The 19,771-nt window shown below is 71.2% G+C and carries 19 protein-coding genes; 10 read left to right on the top strand and 9 right to left on the bottom strand.

Features of this window, described 5'->3' with window-relative positions; translation table 11 throughout:
• Positions 1 to 126: 126 nt before the first annotated feature.
• Positions 127 to 1,455 carry an amino acid permease gene (locus IPI43_01560; GenBank protein MBK7772815.1) on the top strand — a complete coding sequence of 443 codons (1,329 nt, stop codon included), beginning with the start codon at positions 127 to 129 and terminating at the stop codon, positions 1,453 to 1,455.
• 24 nt (positions 1,456 to 1,479) lie between these two features.
• Here the strand turns inward: IPI43_01560 and IPI43_01565 are convergent, their stop codons facing one another.
• From IPI43_01565 to IPI43_01580, 4 genes are all read right to left on the bottom strand, one after another.
• Positions 1,480 to 3,021 carry a hypothetical protein gene (locus IPI43_01565; GenBank protein ID MBK7772816.1) on the bottom strand — a complete coding sequence of 514 codons (1,542 nt, stop codon included), beginning with the start codon at positions 3,019 to 3,021 and terminating at the stop codon, positions 1,480 to 1,482.
• Positions 3,022 to 3,098: 77 nt separating this feature from the next.
• Positions 3,099 to 3,353, bottom strand: a complete 255-nt coding sequence (locus IPI43_01570) for a hypothetical protein (protein MBK7772817.1) — start codon at positions 3,351 to 3,353, stop codon at positions 3,099 to 3,101.
• A 665-nt stretch (positions 3,354 to 4,018) separates the two neighbouring features.
• Positions 4,019 to 4,624: an RNA polymerase sigma factor gene (locus tag IPI43_01575; protein MBK7772818.1), complete on the bottom strand. Its 606-nt coding sequence runs from the start codon at positions 4,622 to 4,624 to the stop codon at positions 4,019 to 4,021.
• Positions 4,625 to 4,682: 58 nt separating this feature from the next.
• A complete protein-coding gene (locus tag IPI43_01580) occupies positions 4,683 to 5,777 on the bottom strand; it encodes a hypothetical protein (protein ID MBK7772819.1) in 1,095 nt (364 codons plus the stop codon).
• Positions 5,778 to 5,872: 95 nt separating this feature from the next.
• Here IPI43_01580 and IPI43_01585 point away from each other — a divergent pair, with 95 nt between their 5' ends.
• The 4 genes from IPI43_01585 (at position 5,873) to IPI43_01600 (ending at position 9,391) form a co-directional block, all read left to right on the top strand.
• Positions 5,873 to 7,351: a hypothetical protein gene (locus IPI43_01585; protein MBK7772820.1), complete on the top strand. Its 1,479-nt coding sequence runs from the start codon at positions 5,873 to 5,875 to the stop codon at positions 7,349 to 7,351.
• A 53-nt stretch (positions 7,352 to 7,404) separates the two neighbouring features.
• Complete coding sequence (locus tag IPI43_01590) at positions 7,405 to 8,082, top strand: DUF2293 domain-containing protein (protein ID MBK7772821.1); 678 nt, start codon at positions 7,405 to 7,407, stop codon at positions 8,080 to 8,082.
• Positions 8,083 to 8,125: 43 nt separating this feature from the next.
• Positions 8,126 to 8,734: an AAA family ATPase gene (locus tag IPI43_01595; GenBank protein ID MBK7772822.1), complete on the top strand. Its 609-nt coding sequence runs from the start codon at positions 8,126 to 8,128 to the stop codon at positions 8,732 to 8,734.
• A gap of 222 nt (positions 8,735 to 8,956) precedes the next feature.
• Positions 8,957 to 9,391 (top strand): FHA domain-containing protein, encoded by a 435-nt coding sequence (locus IPI43_01600; GenBank protein ID MBK7772823.1) that lies wholly within the window; start codon positions 8,957 to 8,959, stop codon positions 9,389 to 9,391.
• A gap of 7 nt (positions 9,392 to 9,398) precedes the next feature.
• Here IPI43_01600 and IPI43_01605 read toward each other — a convergent pair whose 3' ends face one another.
• Positions 9,399 to 10,445 (bottom strand): phosphotransferase, encoded by a 1,047-nt coding sequence (locus IPI43_01605; protein ID MBK7772824.1) that lies wholly within the window; start codon positions 10,443 to 10,445, stop codon positions 9,399 to 9,401.
• Positions 10,446 to 10,489: 44 nt separating this feature from the next.
• Between IPI43_01605 and IPI43_01610 the strand changes: the two genes are divergently transcribed.
• Genes IPI43_01610 through IPI43_01620 form a run of 3 tightly spaced genes read left to right on the top strand, consistent with a single transcriptional unit; the run spans position 10,490 to position 12,687 of the window.
• Positions 10,490 to 11,701, top strand: a complete 1,212-nt coding sequence (locus IPI43_01610; GenBank protein MBK7772825.1) for an acyl-CoA dehydrogenase family protein — start codon at positions 10,490 to 10,492, stop codon at positions 11,699 to 11,701.
• 4 nt (positions 11,702 to 11,705) lie between these two features.
• Positions 11,706 to 12,011 (top strand): hypothetical protein, encoded by a 306-nt coding sequence (locus tag IPI43_01615; protein ID MBK7772826.1) that lies wholly within the window; start codon positions 11,706 to 11,708, stop codon positions 12,009 to 12,011.
• Positions 12,012 to 12,069: 58 nt separating this feature from the next.
• Positions 12,070 to 12,687, top strand: a complete 618-nt coding sequence (locus IPI43_01620) for a DedA family protein (GenBank protein MBK7772827.1) — start codon at positions 12,070 to 12,072, stop codon at positions 12,685 to 12,687.
• Between the two features lie 10 nt (positions 12,688 to 12,697).
• Here the strand turns inward: IPI43_01620 and IPI43_01625 are convergent, their stop codons facing one another.
• Both IPI43_01625 and IPI43_01630 read right to left on the bottom strand, forming a co-directional pair.
• Positions 12,698 to 14,527: a long-chain fatty acid--CoA ligase gene (locus IPI43_01625; protein ID MBK7772828.1), complete on the bottom strand. Its 1,830-nt coding sequence runs from the start codon at positions 14,525 to 14,527 to the stop codon at positions 12,698 to 12,700.
• Between the two features lie 60 nt (positions 14,528 to 14,587).
• Positions 14,588 to 15,607, bottom strand: coding sequence for an AraC family transcriptional regulator (locus IPI43_01630; GenBank protein ID MBK7772829.1), 1,020 nt, complete (start codon positions 15,605 to 15,607; stop codon positions 14,588 to 14,590).
• A 96-nt stretch (positions 15,608 to 15,703) separates the two neighbouring features.
• Here IPI43_01630 and IPI43_01635 point away from each other — a divergent pair, with 96 nt between their 5' ends.
• Complete coding sequence (locus tag IPI43_01635) at positions 15,704 to 16,828, top strand: glutathione S-transferase family protein (protein ID MBK7772830.1); 1,125 nt, start codon at positions 15,704 to 15,706, stop codon at positions 16,826 to 16,828.
• On the top strand, positions 16,825 to 17,670 hold the full coding sequence (locus tag IPI43_01640) for an SDR family NAD(P)-dependent oxidoreductase (GenBank protein MBK7772831.1): 846 nt from the start codon (positions 16,825 to 16,827) through the stop codon (positions 17,668 to 17,670). The genes IPI43_01635 and IPI43_01640 overlap by 4 nt, the downstream gene beginning before the upstream one ends.
• Here IPI43_01640 and IPI43_01645 read toward each other — a convergent pair.
• A complete protein-coding gene (locus IPI43_01645; GenBank protein ID MBK7772832.1) occupies positions 17,618 to 18,949 on the bottom strand; it encodes an AarF/ABC1/UbiB kinase family protein in 1,332 nt (443 codons plus the stop codon). The two genes, IPI43_01640 and IPI43_01645, sit on opposite strands and share 53 nt — an antisense overlap.
• 71 nt (positions 18,950 to 19,020) lie before the next feature.
• A complete protein-coding gene (locus IPI43_01650) occupies positions 19,021 to 19,755 on the bottom strand; it encodes a DUF2071 domain-containing protein (GenBank protein ID MBK7772833.1) in 735 nt (244 codons plus the stop codon).
• Between the last annotated feature and the right edge of the window lie 16 nt (positions 19,756 to 19,771).

Here is a 19,771-nt window from a genome sequence, read left to right on the forward strand (position 1 = left end):
CCACCCGAGCGAGCACACTCGGTATCACTTTGATGCTCCAGCAGCGCCGCACACGCTGACAGAGCGTGACCAGCCCTTGTCGAGGGCACGTTACGAGCTGGCACGCCACTTGCTGAAGGACTCGCCATGAAGGCAGCAGCGTCCTCGCAGACAACGTCCCCAGCGCCCGCAGCCGGCAAGCTGCGCCGCACGCTGGGGCCATTCGCGCTCACCTTCAACGGGCTCGGCATCATCCTGGGCGCTGGCATCTACTCGGTCATCGGCGTGGCGGCAGGCCGCGCGGGCGATGCGCTGTGGATCGCGTTCTGCGCGAGCGGCGCCGTGGCGTTCTTCACCGCCCTCACCTACGCGGAGCTCGCTACCAGCTACCCGAAGGCGAGCGCCGAGTTCACCTATCTGTCGAAAGCGTTCCCGCGGGCGCCTTCTTTCGCGGTCGTCATCGGTGTGCTCGTGGCGTTCTCGGGCATCGCGACCACAGCCACGGTCGCGCTCGCCTTCGGCGGCTACCTCGCGGGCTTCGTCGACGTGCCGCCGTTCGTCGCCGCGGTCTCCCTGATTGCCGTGGCCACCGCCATCGTGATCATCGGCACGCGCCAAGCGTCGTCGGTCACCATCGTCTTCACGCTGGTCGAGATGGCCGGGCTCATCGCGGTGGTGGTGATCGGGGCGGAGACACCGCGCTTCGGAGAGGCGCTCTCAACTCCGGTGCACTGGGGCCTGGCGAGCGCGACGGCGCTCGTCTTCTTCTCGTTCCTGGGGTTCGAAAACATCGCGAATCTGGCCGAGGAGGCCAAGAACCCAGGGCGTGACGTGCCCATCGCGATCTTTGCCAGCCTCGCGGTGGCCACCGTGCTCTACGCACTCGTTGCGCTCGCGGTGGTGGCGCTCACCCCATCCGAACAGCTGGCGGCGAGCGACGCGCCCCTCGTCACGGCGGTGGCTACCCAGTCCAGCTGGGGAGCCCGAGCCCTCGGGGGCATCGCGCTCTTCGCCACGGCGAACACGGGGCTCGCGTCCATCCTCGTCGCCAGCCGCGTGCTCTTCGGCATGGCGCGCGAGCGCGCGCTCCCGACAGTGCTCGACCGGGTGCTCGCGAAGCGCAAGACGCCTTGGGTGGCCACGCTCGTCACCAGCGCCATCGCCATGGCGATGCTGCCGCTCGGGAAGGTGGAGATCGTGGCCAGCATCTCGTCGTTCGCAGCGCTGCTCGCGTTCGTGGCCGTGAACGTGGCGCTGATCGCGCTGCGCCGCCGTGACCCAGACCGTGAGCGCCCGTTCCGTGTGCCCTTGGCGATCCGCGGCGTGCCCGTGCTCCCCATCATCGGAGTGTTGGCGAGCGTGGCGTTGCTCACACGCCTCGACTACCGGGCGCTGCTCATCGGAGGCGCGCTGGCGTTGCTCACGCTCGCGGTCGACGTGGTGGTTCGCCGGCGGAAACGCGCGGGGACCGTATGAACGGCGGTGCGGCATGAGTGAGCGCTAGGGATCAACCGCCCCGACCGCTGGCCGTCCCAGCGAGACGAGCGCGTCGCCGAAGACCATCTCGCCGAGCTGCCCACCGTCCCCCGAGTGGGTCATGGGCGCGTCGGAGAGCCCAGCGCCGAAGATGGCGGGCCGGCTCCCTGCGCGCACGTCTACACCCAGGAGGTGCGTGTGCCGCGCCGGGGCATCCACCTCGATGCGGCGCTGCGACACCGCGCCCTCGGGCGAGACGAACACGAGCCACGGGTCGGCGCCGCGCGAGATGCTCATGCCACCGTTCCAGCGGTCCCAGTCGGCCGCGCCCACGGCGAGGACTCCGCCCTCCACGAAGCGAAGCGCGTGAAGCGCGTCACCGCGACCCGAGGCGTCGATGTCCCGCTCGAGCGTGAGCGCGCCGGTCTCCCGGTCGAAGAGCGCCACGTAGCCGTCGTAGGGCACGCGGTTGCCCTCGTAGTAGACCACGCTCCCATCCGGCTCTTCGCGCACGTGCGCGCCGGCGAGCGCCACGACGCCGGCGTCGAGGGCCATGTCGAAGACCACGAACTCGCTCGTGGCCTCGGGCATCCACACGCGGGTCGCCTCGCGGGTGCCATCCGGCGCGAACGACGTCCACGCGAAGGGCAGGCGCTCGTTGTCCACCGGCGAGACGGACTGGAACACGCAGTCGCGCTGGGAGCCCTCGCCGAAGATCTCGAGCGCCGCCATGCAGCGCGGGTTGCTCCAGGTGCGGCCGACCACCACGTAGCCCGTGTCCTGGTCGACCGCGAGGTAGGGGCGCACGGCCACCTGCCGCCAGCGGAACTCGTCGTACGTCCAGGCCGCGGGCCCCACACCGTGGCGTCCATCGACCAGGCGCGTGCGGGTCTCGGTGTACGTCTCTCCGTCCCAGTCGATCCACGAGACCGCCGAGACGTGCTCGAACGTGAACTCGTCGTTCGGTCGGTTGATCTGAGTCTGGAAGGCGACCACGACGTCCTCGCCCTGCGCCGCCACGCGGACCCAGCCCTCGGCGAGCGCGTCGTCGTTCCACGTGGACTTCATGCGGAACGGCGGGCGTGGCAGGTCACCGAGGTCCGTGTCGGGCACCAGCGCGCCCGCGGGCAGCAGCGCGCGGTAGAGCAGCGATCCATGACCCGAGAAGCGCAGGAGCTCGTACGTGTCGCGCACCACGCCGCGGTGCTCGAGCGTGAGCGTGACGTCTCCGGAGGGATGCACCGTGAAGTCGTCGATGAACTCGTCGGTCTCGGTGGTGTCGTCGGCGGGATACGCCCAGAGGCGCGTGACGTCCTCGGCGGTGGCGCCCAGCGCCTCGACGATGAAGCGGCGACGGTGCTCACCGTCCGGGGTGCGCGAGGCCTGGAGGCGATGCACCCGATCGGCCGTGACGCGCAGCGCGAGCGTGCCGAAGTCGGGGCGCTCCGTGGTGTGCGAGCGCGCCGCGCCTCGTTCGATGGTGAGCACGGGATCCAGGCTGGGCGTGGAGCCGCACGCGACGAGGACCAGCAGGGAGAGCGCCAGGATTGGGCGACCGAGGGGCATCGTGGCGACAAGCTTAGCGAGCTGCGTGCGCCCTGCCAGGGGTGGTGCGGGGTGTCGCGGCGTGAGTTGCAGAGGCGTCAGGGGGTGGGCGCGGCGGCAGCCTCGAGCTCGCCCAGGCGCGTGCGGGCGGTGGCAGCGAACGGGGTGCTGCCGTGGTGCGCGAGGAAGTCGCGCAGGGCGCGCTGCTCGGCGTCGCGCTGGCCGGTGCGGCGCGTGGCGAGGGCGATGCCGCGGCGGACCTCCTGGGCCAGGCTGCCGCTGGGGTTGTCACGCAGGGCGGCGCGGAAGAGGGAGAGCGCGCCGCGCGGGTTGTTCAGGCGCTCGAGGCGCAGGGAGGCGGCTGCGACCTTGGCGACGTAGGCGGTGGAGGAGCGCGGGTGCTCGCGGACGACGCGGAGGTAGAGACGCTCGGCGGCAGGAACGCGCCCTGGCCGCGGAGGGCGTTGGCTTCGCGGAGGAGATCACGAGGGTCGGAGGCGGGGGCGGGGGAGGCCGAGGCCGAGTCGGAGGCCGAGTCGGAGGCCGAGGCCGAGGCAGAGTCCGAGGCCGAGTCCGAGTCCGAGGCCGAGGCCGAGTCCGAGTCCGAGTCCGAGTCCGAGTCCGAGTCCGAGGCCGAGGCCGAGTCCGAGTCCGAGGCCGAGGCCGAGTCCGGGGCCGGGGCCGAGGCCGGGGCCGGGGCCGGGGCCGAGGCCGGGGCCGGGGCCGGGGCCGGGGCCGGGGCCGGGGGCGTCCTGTGGACAGCCAGAGGGCTGTGAGGGCCGCCAGGAGGAGGGCTGTGGCCGCCAGGAGGAGGCCCAGGCTCGGGGCTGCACGGGGGGCGGGGCTGGGAGGCGGCGGGGGCGCGTTGGGGTGCGCGTCCAGCGCGGCGTTGATGATGGCGTCGAGATCCGCGGCGGAACGGCGGGGGGCGGGGCCCGTGGCGTCGTCCAGCGGGAAGAGCTGGCGCATCAGGGCGGCGTCGTCTTCGCCCTCGGGCATGAGAGGGTCGTTGTGGGGGTCACGCATGGCGATCTCCTCCGGGGGGAGCGGTTTCGGCGAGGGCGTCGCGCAGGCGCTTCATACCCAGGCGGGCGCGGCTGCGGGCGGTCTCGTGAGGGATGTCCAGGAGGTCGGCGATCTCCTGCATGCTGAGGCCGGCGATGTGGTGGAGCGCCACCACGCTGCGCTGCTCTTCGGGCAGGAGCTCCAGCAGCTGGACGGCCGCGCGCCGGTCGGCGTAGGGGTCGCGGGAGTCCCCCTCGCCTGCGAGGCCGCCCTTCAGCAGCCGCATCTCCGGAGCAGCGTCGCGGCGGCGGGTGGCCTCGGCGCGGTCGCGCCGCAGGTACGCAAACGTCTCGCGCGCGGTGATGCGGTCGCACCAAGCGGCGAACGAGCCGCTGCCCTCGAAGGTGGGCAGGCCGCGCAGAATGGCCAAGAGGGCCTGTTGGGCGATGTCGTCCACGTGGTCGTCGCCGCGCACCAAGTATCGCACCAGGTTGCGTACACGTGGCAGGCGCTCCCGCAGGATGTGCCCCGCCGCGGCGCGGTCGCCACGCACGGCCGCGTCGATGAGCACGCGCAGCGCGTCCTCCGCGGGGGTTCCGTCGTCGATCGTGCGCGCCATCAACATGCAGTATCACAGAGGGTCGGCGGGGCGGGATCGGGTCACAGGGGCAAACGAATCAGCGCACGCGCCCAATTCGGGCCAGCACGGCCAGCCCGAACGCCGGGGCCGCGCGCGGTGTGCGCGAAAGCGTGGAGGCGCCCGCGTCCGTGTTCACGGTGTAGAGCACGCGCTGCAGGGGGAGCTCGAGGCGCGCGTCCAGCGTCAGCCAGGCCACCGGCCCGAGCGCCAAGCGAAGCCGCAGCCCCGCCCCCACGCGCAGGTCCAGGTGCGCCCGTGAGCCCGTGCCCACGAAGCCATCGGCCACGCGCGTGGTCTCGCGCCGCACGCGCCCCACGCCGAGCGACCCCATGGGCAGCAGCGCGAAAGCGCCCCGCTCGAATGCCACCACCCCCGCCTCGAGCCAGGCCCCGGCGTGCGCCACCGAGATGGCTGCCGGCGCCGCCCGCACCCGCTGCCGCGTGCTGGCGTGTACCGTAGCGCCCAGCCACAGCCGTCCGTAGCGCCAGGCCAATGACCCACTGCCCTCGAACGCCGGCCCGTCGTCCACCACGAAGCGCAGGCCGAGGCCGGCGCCGAGCATGACCTCACTGCGCCGGGTGGACTCACTGCGTGCCGCCGCAGCGGGCTCCGCCTGCTGAGCCGCTACCACCTCCTGCGCGGTCTCGGCCGGGGGCGCTGGGGGCTGGGACACGGGAGGAGTGGCCACACCGATCTCGCCTCCCTCGGCCAGCGCCTGGAGCGCCGCCCGCACGATCACGCCCACGGTCTCGAGCGCCGCCGAGTGCTCGCGCGGACCGCTGGCCGGCACCTCGCGCACCAGCACGCGACGGGCCGCGAGATCCACGATGGTCACCTCGAGGCCACCCTCGCGCTCGGTGGTCCACACCACCACGCGTGCCTGCGTGCCCAGCGCCAGGCGCGCGGCTCGCCCGAGCGGGTCGCCCTCAACACCTCGCGGATCTCCCGGCGCTCCGGGCGGCAGCAGCACGAACGGCAGGTCCGAGGTCTGCCCCACGATGCGCTCGCGGGTGTCTGCAGGGACACCCGGATCCAACAGCCAGGTGAGCGGCTGCGCAAGCGCCAGCCCCGGCCGCGCCGAGAGCGAAGCGACCAAGACGGCGAGCCAAACCAGCGGACGCAGAAACCGCACGTCCCGAGCGGTACCATGGAGCCTCCCGCGCCGCCTCCACGAAAAAACCTGCCCGTGTTGACCCGAATGGCCGCAGCTCGCGCTCTCTCTTCCCGATGACCCACACATCCCCCCTCCTCTGCCGCAGAACGCTCGCCTCGTGCAACGTGCTCGCCTTCCTGATCCTCACCGTCGCGGGCTGCGGCACGGAGCGCGACATCGTCGCCTGCAGCTCGAGCGTGCCGTGCGCCACGGGGTCCACCTGCGTGTCGGGCGGCTGCGTCCCGAACGACGCCGCAGTCCCGAACGACGCGAACACCACGGACCTCGGCAACGGTGGAGACGCGGGGCCCGACCAGGGTGACGACGGCGGCCTGGTGGGCTTCTGCGCTGGAGCAGGCCCCTTGCTGATCCCCAGCGCCGGCGCGGCCGGTGACCGCTGCACCGGGCAGCTGGCCGAGAGCGCGTTCCGCTTCGCGGTGTGCAGCTGCGGCGAGTTCGTGGTGAGCAACACCTTCCGGACCGATTCGTTCGACAGCCGCAATGGCGTCTACGACAGCGCCAGCGCGGGGACCGCCGCAGCGTTCGGCACCAACGGGTCGGTCAACCTGGCGGCCACGGCCACCATCGGCGGCTCGGCCTGGGTGGCCGGTGCCCAGGGCCTCGGCGCCAACGCCAGCGCGCCATTGTCGGTGGCGGGCAACCTGCGCGTGGCCGGCCCCGTCGCGTCCATGTCCACGGTCACGGTGGACCTCGACGCCGACATCAACGGCGACCTCAGCGCCACCAGCGTGACCATCGACGGCTCGCTCATGCAGCCCGGGGGCGCCAGCATCACGGCGCCCACGCAAGCCATCAACGCCCAGGCTTCGGGAGTGGTCACGGTCACGCCGCCATGCGACTGTGGCTCGTCCGCCGCGGTGGACCCGGCCGCGCTGGTCGGCACGTTCGCCAGCCTGAACGACAACGCCGAGGCCGATTTCGACCCGAGCGTGCTCGCCAACCACACTGCGGGCGCCGTGGTGGACCTGCCCTGTGGGCGCCTCTACGCCCCGAGCATCGGCGGCACGGGCGCGCTCACGCTGCGCGTGGCAGGCCGCACGGCGCTCTTCGTGGGCGGTGACCTCGCGCCGGACGCCGCCTTCAGCGTTACGATCGTGGGCGACGGTGAGCTCGACCTCTTCGTGGCAGGCAACCTGGTGAGCGCATCCAGCGTCAGCCTCGGCAGCGCCGCAACGCCCTCGCGCGTGCGCCTCTACGTGGGCGGCTCGGATCCCATCGCGCTCTCGGGTGGCGGCACCTTTGCGGGCTTCGTGTATGCCCCGTCCGCACGCTTCACCATGAGCGCCGCCATCGAGATCTTCGGCGGCTTGTTCGCCAACGGCATCGTGGCGTCCGATTCGCTGACCGTGCACTACGACGACGCCATCCGTGACGCTGCGTCCGACTGCACCCCTCCCACGGGCTGTGACAGCTGCAACGACTGCGGTGGCAACGCGTGCATCGGCGGGGCCTGCGGGGCTTGCGTCACCGACGCCGACTGCTGCGCCCCGCTCACGTGCTTCGAAGGCGTGTGCTCCCCGGCTTTCGAGTGACCCAGCGCGCACGTGCGTGACCTTTCAGGCAAGCGCGACTACAACGCCGCCTCATGCCCAACCAGACCCGCATCGTGCGTCCGGGGCCCACCCCGGACACCGTCGTCACCGAGCAGAAGGAGACGCTGCGTGTCCCCCCGGGGTGGGAGCGTCTGCCACCCGGAGACGCGGGCCTGACACGCCGCGTGAAGGCCGCAGGGCCGAGCTGGACGGTGCAAGAAAAGGTGGGGCGCAAGCTCTTCTCGCGGGGGGTGTGGGCCCCGGGTTTGAACATTCGTGCGGCGCGCACCACGCTCGACGAAGAGCGCGCCGACCCGGCGTACGAGAAGCGCCTGACCGCCGCGCGAGTGCGCCGCGAGAAGAAGCAGGACGCCTACGTGGAGGACTTCCGCGGGGCGGTGCTGGCCTTCCTGGACTTCGACCCGCGCTTCGACGCGCTGGCGCAGCGGCTCGCGGACGCCGTCACCACGCACGCCACGCCGGTGGGCAGCGGCACCGTCGCACGCACGGAGCGGATCCCCATCGACGAGCGCGCCGAGTCGGCGGTCATCGCGTGGATGCGTCACCAGACCACCGCCTACGACGGAATGGTCATCCCCCGCATCAAGGGCGAGCGCCGCCGCGTGCGACGCATGCTGGCCGAGCGCTCGAAGTTGCTGCTCTCGCGCTACCGTCGCGGCGAAGCTCCTCAGGAAGGCCGCTGCCCCCTCGTGAGCGCCCTCTCGGGGTGAAGCACGGACGGCCTCGAGCCGATGCGCTACCCTCCGCACCGCCATGCCCGCTTCTCCCTCCGAGCACACCCTTCGCATCGTCCTCACCGGAGGCCCCGGGGGAGGAAAGACCACCGCGGCCGACCTGCTGCGCCGCGAGTTCTCCGACCGCGTGGCGCTGGTGCCCGAGACGGCCACCATGCTCTTCACGGGAGGCTTCCCGCGCGTGGCCGAACCCGAGGCCGTGCGCGCCACGCAGACCGCCATCTATCACGTGCAGCGCCACCTCGAAGAGGTGCAGGCGGCCCGCTTCCCGGGTCAGATCCTGCTGTGCGACCGTGGCACGGTGGACGGCGCCGCCTACTGGCCCGGTGAGCCCGCGGGCTTCTTCGAGGCGCTCGGCACCACGCTCGAGGACGAGCTGGCGCGCTACCACCACGTGATCTTCTTCGAGACCGCCGCCGTGGGTGGGCACTCCATCGCCAGCGGCAACCCGGCCCGCATCGAGTCGGAGGCCGCGGCCGTCGCGCTCGACAAGGGCCTGCGCACGCTCTGGCAACAGCACCCGCGCTTTCACTTCGTGCCCCACGGGCCCAGCTTCCTGGCGAAAATCACAACAGGGCTGCACACGCTGACCGAGATCCTGGCCGGCGCACGGAACCACCACGACTGAAGGCCGATTCTGTCCGGCGTTCTGACGCCGAGGGCTATTCCGTACCGCCACTCGCGGTGGTAGGGTCCGGCCGCGATGAAGCCAGCTGGACACTACGTCGTGGACGCCTATGGCCTCACGACCGACGCATTCGTGGCCGTGCACGGGCGCTTCTTCCTGGTGCACACCGCGCCCGCAGAGCCAGCGGCGCTGGACGACTCCTCCGATGAGTGGGCGTCGGCCATGGCGTACAACACCACGTACGGGCCGAACCCCGGGTCCATGACACCCGAGGTGGAGGCGGCCTACAACGCGGTGCGCGACTTTCAGGTGTCCGAGGTGCGCAAGCGGAAGGGCAACCCCTTCCCGGACCGTGTCAGCGTGGGGCGCGCGCGCAACTGTGACGTGGTGCTGCGCTACTCGTACGTGTCCAAGCTGCACGCTCACTTCGTCGCAGCCGACGGCGCTGCAGACGCCAGCACCGAGTTCAGCCTGGTGGACCAGAAGTCGCACAACGGCAGCGCGGTCAACGGAAAGCCGGTGCAGCCCGGGCGGCCCGCGCCCGTGGTGAGCGGCGACGAGCTGGTGCTCGGGTCCCTGCGGTTGCGCCTCATGGACGCCGGCCGGTTCATCGCGTTCATCAAGCGCGAGAGCCAGCGCCCCAAGTCGCGCTACTGAAGCGGCCCTAGAGGCCCAGCAGCCGACAGCCGGCAGCGCTGAGCGCCGAGACCGCCGCGCCGAACATCACGGCGTTCTCGGAACTGGCGTTGCCCAGCTGGCTGCGGCGGAAGACGCCCTGCGCGATGGCGGCCAGGCGGAAGAGCGAGAAGGCCTTGAAGTAGGCCCAGTCGGCGCTCGGCTCGCCGCCCGCGGTGGCCAGGTAGCGGGCCACGAACTCGCGCTCGGTGGGGATGCCCGTCTCGGCGAAGTTCACGCCCAGCAGGCCGCCGATCTTGGGCATGGCCACGTCGTACAGCATGCAGGTGTAGGCCAGGTCGGCGAGCGGGTGGCCCAGCGTGGACAGCTCCCAGTCGATGACGGCCAGCACGCGCGGCTCGGTGGGGTGGAAGATGAGGTTGTCCAGCCGGTAGTCGCCGTGCGCGAGCGTGGTGCGGTCGTCGGCCGGCACGTGCGCGGGCAGGTAGGCCAGCAGCTTCTCCATGGGCTCGATGACGCTGGTCTCGGAGGCGCGGTACTGCTGCGTCCAACGAGCCACCTGACGCTCCACGTATTGGCCCTGCTTTCCGTAGTCAGAGAGGCCCACGGCGGTGACGTCCACCGCGTGGATCTTGGCCAGCACGTCGGCGAGCTGCTCGTACATCACGATGCGGTCCTCGCGCGACACGTCCTGCAGGCGCACGTCGAAGAAGATGCGGCCCTCCACGTGCTCCATGACATAGAACGACGTGCCGATGACGGCGGGGTCCGTGCACAGCGCGTGCATCTCGGCCACGGGCACGTCGGTGTCGCGCAGCGCGCGCATGACGCGGTACTCGCGGTCCACCGCGTGAGCGGACGGCAAGAGCTTGCCCGGGGGCTGCTTGCGCAGCACGAAGCTGCGCGTTCCGTCGCCCAGCCAGAAGGTGGGGTTGGACTGCCCGCCACGAAACTGGCGCACGGTGAGCGGGCCACCAAAGGCCGGGACGTGCTCGTTCAGCCAGGCCTCGAGGGCGGCTTCGTCAAAACGGTGGGCATCGCGAACAGGCGTCGTATGATCGGGTGGCGCGGACATTTCGCCGCGACCGTACCACGCCCCCGAAGAGAAGGATCCCCACCATGGGCTTCGATGTCAGCGACGACCTGCAGCACCTCCTCGACAAGGCCCGCGCCTTCGTCGAGGGCTCCATCTATCCGGTGGAGCAAGAGGCCATTCACGACTTCCGCGCCGCCGAGGGCAAGCTCGCCGCGCTGCGCGCCGAAGTGAAGGCCATGGGCATGTGGGCGCCGCAGATGCCGCGCGAGATGGGCGGCATGGGGCTGTCGTTCCTGGACCACGCCCGCCTGGTGGAGGTGCTCGGTCGCAGCCCGCTCGGGCTCTACGTGTTCGGCTGCCCAGCGCCCGACGCGGGCAACATGGAGATCCTGCACAAGTTCGGCACCAAGGAGCAGCAGGCCCGCTGGCTGCAGCCGCTGGTGGACGGGACCATCCGCAGCTGCTTCTCCATGACGGAGCCGGACCACGCGGGCAGCAACCCCACGTGGCTCGGGACCACGGCCGTGCGTGACGGCGACGACTACGTCATCAACGGGCACAAGTGGTTCACCACGAGCGCCGACGGGGCGGACATCGCCATCGTCATGGCGGTCACCAACCCCGACGCGCCGCCGCACATGCGCGCCAGCCAGATCATCGTGCCCACCAGCTCGCCCGGCTTCGTGCACGTGCGCCGCATCTCCGTCATGGGCGAAGAGGGCTCGGGCTGGTCCAGCCACTCGGAGCTGCGCTACGAGAACGTGCGCGTGCCCATCAGCAACCGCCTCGGCGCCGAGGGCGCGGGCTTCATGATCGCGCAGGAGCGCCTCGGGCCCGGACGCATCCACCACTGCATGCGCTTCCTGGCCATCTCGCAGCGCGCGCTCGAGCTCATGTGCGAGCGCGCCGCCACGCGCATGGTGGCGCCGGGCAAGCCGCTGGGCACCAAGCAGGCCGTGCAGATCATGATCGCGGACAGCAAGGCCGAGCTCGACTGCGCGCGCCTGTATGTGTACGACACGGCCGAGAAGATCGACCGCCACGGCGCCAACGGCGCGCGCGTGGAGATCAGCTGCGTGAAGTTCCTGGTGGCCAACACCATGCAGCGCATCCTGGACCGCGCCATCCAGATCCACGGCGCCCTCGGCATGACCGACGACACGCCGCTGGCCTGGTTCTTCCGTCACGAGCGGGCCGGCCGCATCTTCGACGGCGCCGACGAGGTCCACAAGACCAGCGTGGCGCGCCAGCTGCTGAAGCCCTACGGCCTCGAGCTGGGCTCCCAGGGGAAGTGAAGCCATGACGCTCGCACGCATCGTGTTGGTGAAGCTGCAGCCCGAGCAGGCCAACGCCGGGGGGCGCGCTGCGCTGGCGGCCTCTGTGCGTGCGGCCCTGGGCGCCGATCCCGAGCTGCTGGCGCTGCGTGTGGAGCTGCCCGCCGACGCGGACGCCGAGCGCTCGTGGGACGTGGCGCTCCGGCTCGAGCTGCCGTCACCCGAGGCCTTCGAGCGCCTGGCGGCACGCGAGCACTACCGAGGGCTGTTCGAGCGTGACCTGCCGGCGCGCGCGGTGGTGGTCAAGGCCTGGAGCTTCGTGCCCGCGTGAGCCCGCTGGGCGAGACGAGCGCCGCCTTCTCTGCTATCAGCCGTCCTGATCGGAACGCATGGAAGAATTGATCGGAACGGCCGGGCTGCTGGGCATCGCGCTCATCTTGTTCTTCGAGAGCGGCTTTCCTTTTGCGTTCTGGCTCCCTGGCGACAGCCTGCTGCTGTCGGTGGGGCTGTTCGCGGCGAGCGGGCGCTTCGAGATCGTCTCGCTGCTCCTGACGCTGTTCTGCGCCTCGGTGGCCGGCGTGGCTGCGGGCTACTGGACGGGGCGGCTCGTGGGGGCGCGCTGGCTCGACCCGGACCAGGGCAGCGTGGTGCGCCGCAAGCGCCTCATGGCAGCGCAGTCGTTCTACATCAAGCACGGCGGCAAGGCCCTGGTGCTGGGCCGCTTCGTGCCCGCGGTGCGGTCGTTCATCCCGTTCTTCGCCGGCATCGCCCGCATGCCCCAGCGCCGCCTCATGTTCTACAACGTGCTGGGCGGGGCCATGTGGGCCACCGGCCTCCCGCTCGTGGGCTACTACGGCGGCGCAGCCCTCCATCGCCGGGGCATCGACATCGACGCCTACGTGCTGCCGGTGGTGGGCAGCATCGTCGCCATCTTCATCATCGTGCCGGTGGTGCAGAGCCTGCGCGACCCCGAGACCCGCGCGCGCCTCTTGCGGCGCCCCCGCTGAGCCCGCGGCCTCAGCCCGCGCCGTCGGCGTAGAAGCGCTCGATGACGGCCGAGTACTTGTCGGCGATGACGTTGCGCCGGAGCTTCATGGTGGCCGTCAGCTCGCCGCCCTCCACGCTGAACTCCGCGGGCAGGACCTCGAACTTCTTGATGGTCTGGTAGCGCGCCACCTTGGCGTTGCACTGCCGCTCGATCTGGTCTTCCAGGTAGTCGCGCAGCTTGCGGTTGCCGGCCAGCTCGCGCGCGCTGCTGGCGCCCACGCCGATGCGCTCGCGCAGCGCAGCCAGGCCCTCGGGGTCCAGCGTGATCAACGCTGCGAGGTACGGCTTGCGATCGCCCACCACCACCACCTGCCCCACTCCGTCGATGCCGCCGATCAGGTGCTCGAGCTCCACGGGCGCCACGTTCTTTCCGCCCGCCGTGATGAGCAGCTCCTTGATGCGTCCCGTGATCTTCACGTTGCCTTCGTCGTCGAAGGCGCCGATGTCGCCGGTCTTGAGCCAGCCGTCTTCGGTGAACAGCGCCGCCGTCTCGGCGGGCATGTGCAGGTAGCCCTTGGTGTTGAGCGTGCCGCCCACCTGGATCTCGCCGTCGTCCGCGATGCGGATCTGCGCGCAGGACAGCGGGCGCCCCACCGTGCCGAAGCGCGGGCGCAACGGGTGCGTGAGGGTGCACAGGCCGCTGGTCTCGCTCAGCCCGTAGGCCTCGTGGATGCCGATGCCGAGCGACGCGAAGAAGCGCTGGGTGCTGACCGCGATGGGCGCCGAGCCGGTGATGGCCACGCGCAGGCGGTCGAGCCCGAGCGCCGTCTTGACCTTGTCCACCACCAGCTTGCGCGCCAGGAAGCGGCGCGGCGTCATGTGGCTGCGCAGCCCGCGCTCCACCTGCACGTCGAAGGCGGCCAGCTCGGAGGCCATGCCGAAGTCCACGATGCGCTTGGCGTTGCCCGTCTTGGCACCCAGGTTGGCGCGCAGCGCGTCCTCGAACTTCTCCCACACGCGCGGCACCCCCAGGAACACCGTGGGGCGCACGTCGGTGAGGTACTCCTTGATGTGCGCGAGGTCGGGGCAGAAGTAGACCTGCCCGCCCACCATGAGCGTGGCCACGTTGGTGATGAGCTGCTCGGCCTGGTGGCACAGCGGCAGGTAGCTGATGCAGTGGTAGGCGTCGGGCTCCGACATGAACGGCGCCCACTCGAGGATGCTGGCGCCCACCGCGAGCTGTCCCTGGTGGCTGAGCTCCACGGCCTTGGGCACGCCGGTGGTGCCCGACGTGTAGATCAGCATGCAGGTGGCCGCGGGGTCGATGGACGCCATGCGGGCGTCGATGAGGTCACGTCGCGCAGCGCGCCCGTCACCCAGCAGCTGGTCGAAGGAGCGCAGGCGCCCGGCCGCGCGCGGGTGCAGCGCCTCGTCCAGCAGGTCGAAGGTGATGATGTGCTCGAGCGCCGGGAACGCGCCCTCGGCCTCGGCCGCCAGCAGCTTGTCCACCTGCGCGGCGCCGTCGGCGATGAGGATGCGCGCGCGGCTGTGCTGCACGATGTACGCCGCCTGCGCCGCCGTGTTGGTGACGTAGATGGGCGCCGGGATGCCCTGCGCCGCCTGGATGGCGAACTGGCACTGCACCCACTCGGGCCGGTTGGCGCCCACGATGGCCACGCACTCGCCCGGCTGGTGGCCGAGCTCCACCAGGGCAGCCCCGAGCGCGCGCACGCGCTGGAAGTACTGCGACCAGGAGAGCGCCTGCCACCGGCCGGCGCGCTTCTCGTTGAGCGCGGGGGCGTCGGGCGTGGTGGCGGCCCAATGAGCGAGCCGGTCGACCAGGGTGCTCGGGGAGGTCATGGGCCTGCACCGTGGCACGCGCGGGAACATGCGTCGAACGCCGTTGCGAAAGTGATCCGGTCAGCCACGAGGCATGCGCGGATTTGCCCGAAACGCGGTGGGTGTGTTGCCCGTCCAGCGCCGGAACGCGCGCGTGAAGCCGCTCTGCTCGGCGAACCCCAGCCGGAAGGCCACCTCGGCGAGCGGGATGCTGGCGTCGGCCACGTAGCGGCGGCCCAGCTCGGCGCGCGTCTCGTCCACCAGCAAGAGGAAGCTGGTGCCCTCCTCGGCCAGGCGCCGCTGGAGCGTCTTGTCGCCCAGGTGCAGCTGCTTGGCGATGGCGGCGCGCTGCGGCTCGCCCAGCGAGAGCCGCGCGATCACGGCCTCCCGCACCTGGTCGCCCACGCGGGACCCGTCGAAGCGCGCGAGGTAGCTGCGCACCACCGTGTCGCTGGCCAGCGCCAGCGCGGGGTTGGCCATGGGCAACGGGCGGTGGACCAGCTCCTGCGGCACCAGGAAGGCATCACGGTCCGCGCCGAACGTGATGTGAGGGCCGAAGAAGGACTCGTACGTGGACAGGCTCGCGGGCGCCGGCACGTGCCTCAGCCAGAGACGCGCAGCCAGCAGGTCGTCGCCCGTGAGCAGCCTGCCCATCTTGAGCGACGCCGCCACGTAGAGGTCCACGGACTGCGGCACCAGCGCGACCCCCGCGTGTACGCGCAGCGTCTGCACCAGGCCCTCGGGCGTCTCCGTGATCACCAGCTCGACGGCGTCGGTCACCACCCGCGAGAAGCGTGCGCCGCGGCGCATGGCGTCGCCCAGGGTGTCGCTCGCCAGGATGGCGAGGCCCAGGCTGACGAAGGTGGTGGGCTGCACGTAGCGGGACGCGTGCAGCCCGAGGCAGGGGTCACCCGTGCGCGCCACCGCGAGGCGCCAGAGACGCTCGGTGGCGGGCACCGGATGCCGCCCGTTGGGGTCCGCCAGCACGCTGGGCGAGAGTCCGGCTTCCGCGAACAGCCCGGGCACATCCACCCCACGCTCCTCGAGCGTGCGCGCCAGCGCCAGCGCCCACGTGTTCAGGGTGGTGGCCTCACGCGGCATGCTGTGCGGTCCTCCCCCCGGTCGAATGTCCTGCGGCGCGCATGGCTTGTCCCGCAAAGGTAAGACGAATGCCCGCTGCGCTCCTAGGGTGAACGCATGAACCACGCGCTCACGAACCATCCCCACGTGCTCTTGGGCTGGGAGCTCTCCTACTTCAGCGGCAAGGTCCGCTCGTATCTGCGCTTCAAGGAGGTCCCCTTCGTGGAGCGCCCCATCGACTTCATCGGCTTCCGCTTTCGAGCACCACGCGCGACGGGGGCGGCCGCCATCCCCATCGTCATCACGCCGGAGGGGACGTGGCTGCAGGACTCGAGCGCCATCCTGGACGCGCTCGAGGTGCGCTTCCCCGAGCGCGGCATCGTGCCCGGCACGCCGGTGCAGCGCTTCGTGGCCTACCTGCTGGAGCTGTGGGGCGACGAGTTCTGGATCCCGGCGGGCATGCACACGCGCTGGAGCCACGCCGAGAACTACCCGCTGTTCGAGCGCGAGGTGGGCGGTCACCTGCTGCCGTGGCTGCCGCGCGCGCTGCAGGACCGCGCAGCGGCCCACGCGGCCGGGATGATGCGCGGCCACCTGCCGGGCGTGGGCATCGTGCCCGCCCAGGTGCCCACCCTGGACGCATGGATCGCGCAGACGCTGGACCAGCTGGAGGCGCACTTCGCGGTGCACCCGTACCTGCTGGGAGGCCGCCCCACCCTGGCGGACTTCGGCTTGATCGCACCGCTCTACGGGCACCTGGGCCGCGACCCTTGGCCCAAGCGCGAGCTGATCGCCAAGCGGCCGCACGTGCGCGCGTACATCGAGCGCATGGCGCGCCCAGCGCAAGCGGACGGAGAGCTGGAGGCCGACGACGCCATCCCGGAGACGCTGGTGCCCATCGTGAGCGCCGCGCTGCGCGAGCTGCTGCCGTTCGTGGCGGGCACGCGTGACGAGCTGCTGCGCTTCATGGCGGAGCAGGGAGGCCACAAGCCCGTGCCGCGAGGGCTCGGCCCGGTGGAGCACCCGCTGGGCACGGGGCGCTATTCGCGGGCCGCCCTGCCCTACGTGCTGTGGATGCTCCAGCGCATGCGCGACGCACAGCGTGACGGCACTCCGGTGGAGCAAGCCCGGCTGCGCACGTTCCTGCAGGGCTTCGATGCCGAGGGCTGGCTGGACCTCGAGGTGCCGCGCGTCACACGCGTGGGGCTGCGCGTGGCGCTGACGCCGGAGGGGCAGCGATGAGCGGCGCGTTCGACGGCAAGCGCGTGCTGGTCACCGGCGCGTCGAGCGGCATCGGGCGCGCGGTGGCGCTGGCCTTCGCGCACGCAGGCGCGCGCCTGGTGTTGGTCTCCCGGCGCGAGGGCGCGCTCGACATGGTGGCCAGCGAGGTGGAGCAACGCGGCCACGCCCGACCGCGGGTGCTGGCCGCCGACCTGAGCAAACGGGGCGTGGCCGCCATGGTGGCCGACGAGGCGCGCGCCCACGGTGGCCGCGTGGACATCTTGGTCAACAACGCGGGCGCCGGCATCGCGGGCACCCAGCTCGGCGTGGCGGACGACGACGACGCGCGGGCGCTCTTCGAGACCAACTACTGGTCGCCGCTGGCGCTCGCGCGCGGGCTCTTCGGCGACGCGTCGCCTACTCACGAGTTCAGCATCGTGAACGTGAGCTCGCTGATCGCGGGCTTCCCCGTGGCCACGGCGGGGCACTACTCGTCATCCAAGTCGGCCCTGGCGCTGGCCACCGAGGCGCTGCGGCTCGAGCTGGTGGGACGGCCAGCCCGCGTGCTGCACGTGATCCCCGGGCCCGTGGAGACGCCCATGTTGGCCGACCTGCGGAGCGTGCGCGGCGCCGCGAAGATGGTGGAGCGCTTGCCGCGTGCACAGCCGGAGGAGCTGGCCACCGGCATCCTCCGGGCGCTCGAGAACGACGAGGGAACACTGGTCATGCCGCGCTCGCTCGGCTTCGTGCGGCACCTTCCGACGGTCATGCTGGCCCTCGGTCAGAAGCGGGCGCGACCGCTGCGGGAAGTCAGGCCGGCGCCATCATCTTCGCCATCTTCGACTTCATCAGGCACTCCATGATGATGGGCTGCGCCAGCACCAGCCCGTTGATCTTGTCGTCGAGCGCGGTGAACACGCCCGCCAGGAGCCCGAACATGCGGCCATACAGGATGATGTCCTGAGGGATGGTCACGTTCTCGATGCGCCCCACCACGCCCTGCACGTCGGCCTTGATCTTGTCGAAGTCCAGCGTGCGTGCCTCGGACGGTGACATCTCGAAGTACTTGTCGAAGAACTCCACGATGAGCGGCTTGGCGTGGCCCATGTCGCTCTCGCTCATGACGCCCATGTCCACCACGGCCCGCATGAAGCCCTCCACGTCACGCACCATGTAGGCGAAGGACGCGGTGAGCATCTTGTCCTGGAACGCCGCGGGCAGCTCCTTCACCTGACCGAAGTCCAGGATGCACACCTCGGAGCGCTCGCCGTTGCCACCGAAGAGGATGTTGCCGGGGTGCGGGTCGCTCTGGAACACACCGTCCACGAACACCATGTGCGTGAACGCGTGGATGATGCGCCGCATGAGCTCGTGGATGTCCACGCCCAGCTCCTGGACCTTCTTGCGGTCCGTGATCTTGTGCCCCTCGAACCACGTGGTGCAGATGATGTTGCGGGTGGTGTACTCGGGCAGCACGCGCGGGATGACCACGTTGGGCAAGCCGCTCAAGTTCGCGTGGATGGTCTGCGTGAAGCGCGCCTCCTGCTCGTAGTCGAGCTCGGCCGTGAGCGCCTTGCTCATCTCCTCCGCGATGACGCGCAGGCCGATCTTGGGCACGAAGATGTTGAACATCGGCACCACGCGCCGCATGAGCCCGAGGTCCACCGCGAGCTGCTGCTCCACGTCGGCGTACTTGATCTTGAGCGCCACGTCCTGGCCGTCCTTGGTGCGCGCGCGGTGCACCTGGCCGAAGCTCGCAGCGTTGCGCGCCTCGTGTTCGATGGCGGCGAAGATCTCGTCGGGCGGCGCCCCGAGCTCCGTGGCCAGGCGCCCCTCCACGTCGCTCCAGGGCAGGGGGTCCACCTTGTCCTGCAGCTTCGACAACGTGCGCGTCCACTCCACCGGCGCCACGTCCACCCGCACGCTGATGAGCTGGCCGATCTTGATGAGGCCTCCGCGCATGCGCACCGCCAGGCGGTAGAAGCGGTCGGCGCTCCACTGGTGCACCCGTGACCAGGCCGCGCGGCGGGCGGGGACCCGCAGCTTTCCGCGCAGCCAAAGGTAGAGGTACGCGAAGTAGATGGGGAAGAGCGCCGCGGCGACGCGTGTGCCGCGTCCGGCGGCCATGAAGAAGCTGCGCATGCAGGGTGATAGACCTACCACCGTAGGGGTGGGCAAGCGGGCGGCGGTGAGGGGGGCAGCGCCGCGGCCGCTCAGACGGGCTTCACGGAGAAGACCTCCACGTCCACGCCGGGCGAGTAGTGCACCAGCGCGGGTGGACGCACCGTCACGCCGGGCAGGCCCGCGGCCGCAACGAGCCCGTCGCTCACCGAGAGCACCTCGGCCACGTGCGCCGGGTACGGCACGTGGTGCACCTGCCCGCGGTGCAGCTTCCCGCCGCGCACGTTGTAGAGGTAGTAGCGCTCCAGCAAGAAGAACTCGAGGCTGCCCAGCTGCGGCTCCGGCAGCACGTCGCCGATGCGGCAGCGGATCTGCGAGTGGACGCCGCCGGCGCGGCGCACGCTGTCATAGGCCAGCTCGTCGCCCACCTTCACGTGACCCTCGTTGTCGGCGCCGCTCATGCGGGCGTGGTGGTACGGCAGCCCCCAGCCGTTGCGCGCGGCCTGCACCGCCAGCCAGCTGCTGGCCTCGAGCGAGAAGAAGTACACCCCGGGTGCGTCGCCCTGGTGGTGCACGTAGGTGCGCAGGTTGGTCTCGTAGAAGTCGAACGCGGGCCCGGGCCACCACGAGGGCCGGATGCCGCGCATCAAGAACGGCACCACGCCCACGTAGGCGCGCCCTTCGAAGAGGTCGAGCTCCAGCTGCGGCGGCACCAGCGCGCGCAGCGCGGCCACGTCCACCTCCCAGTGCAAGAAGAGCAGGTCGCGCCAGCGCTGGGTGCCGGCGTTGCCGCCTGCGGGGCGACGAGTGGGGGCGACGCGATCCATGGGCCGAGCATGCCGC

The sequence above is a fragment of the Sandaracinaceae bacterium genome (genome assembly GCA_016706685.1).
Taxonomy (GTDB): Bacteria; Myxococcota_A; Polyangia; order Polyangiales; family Houyiibacteriaceae; genus JADJJE01.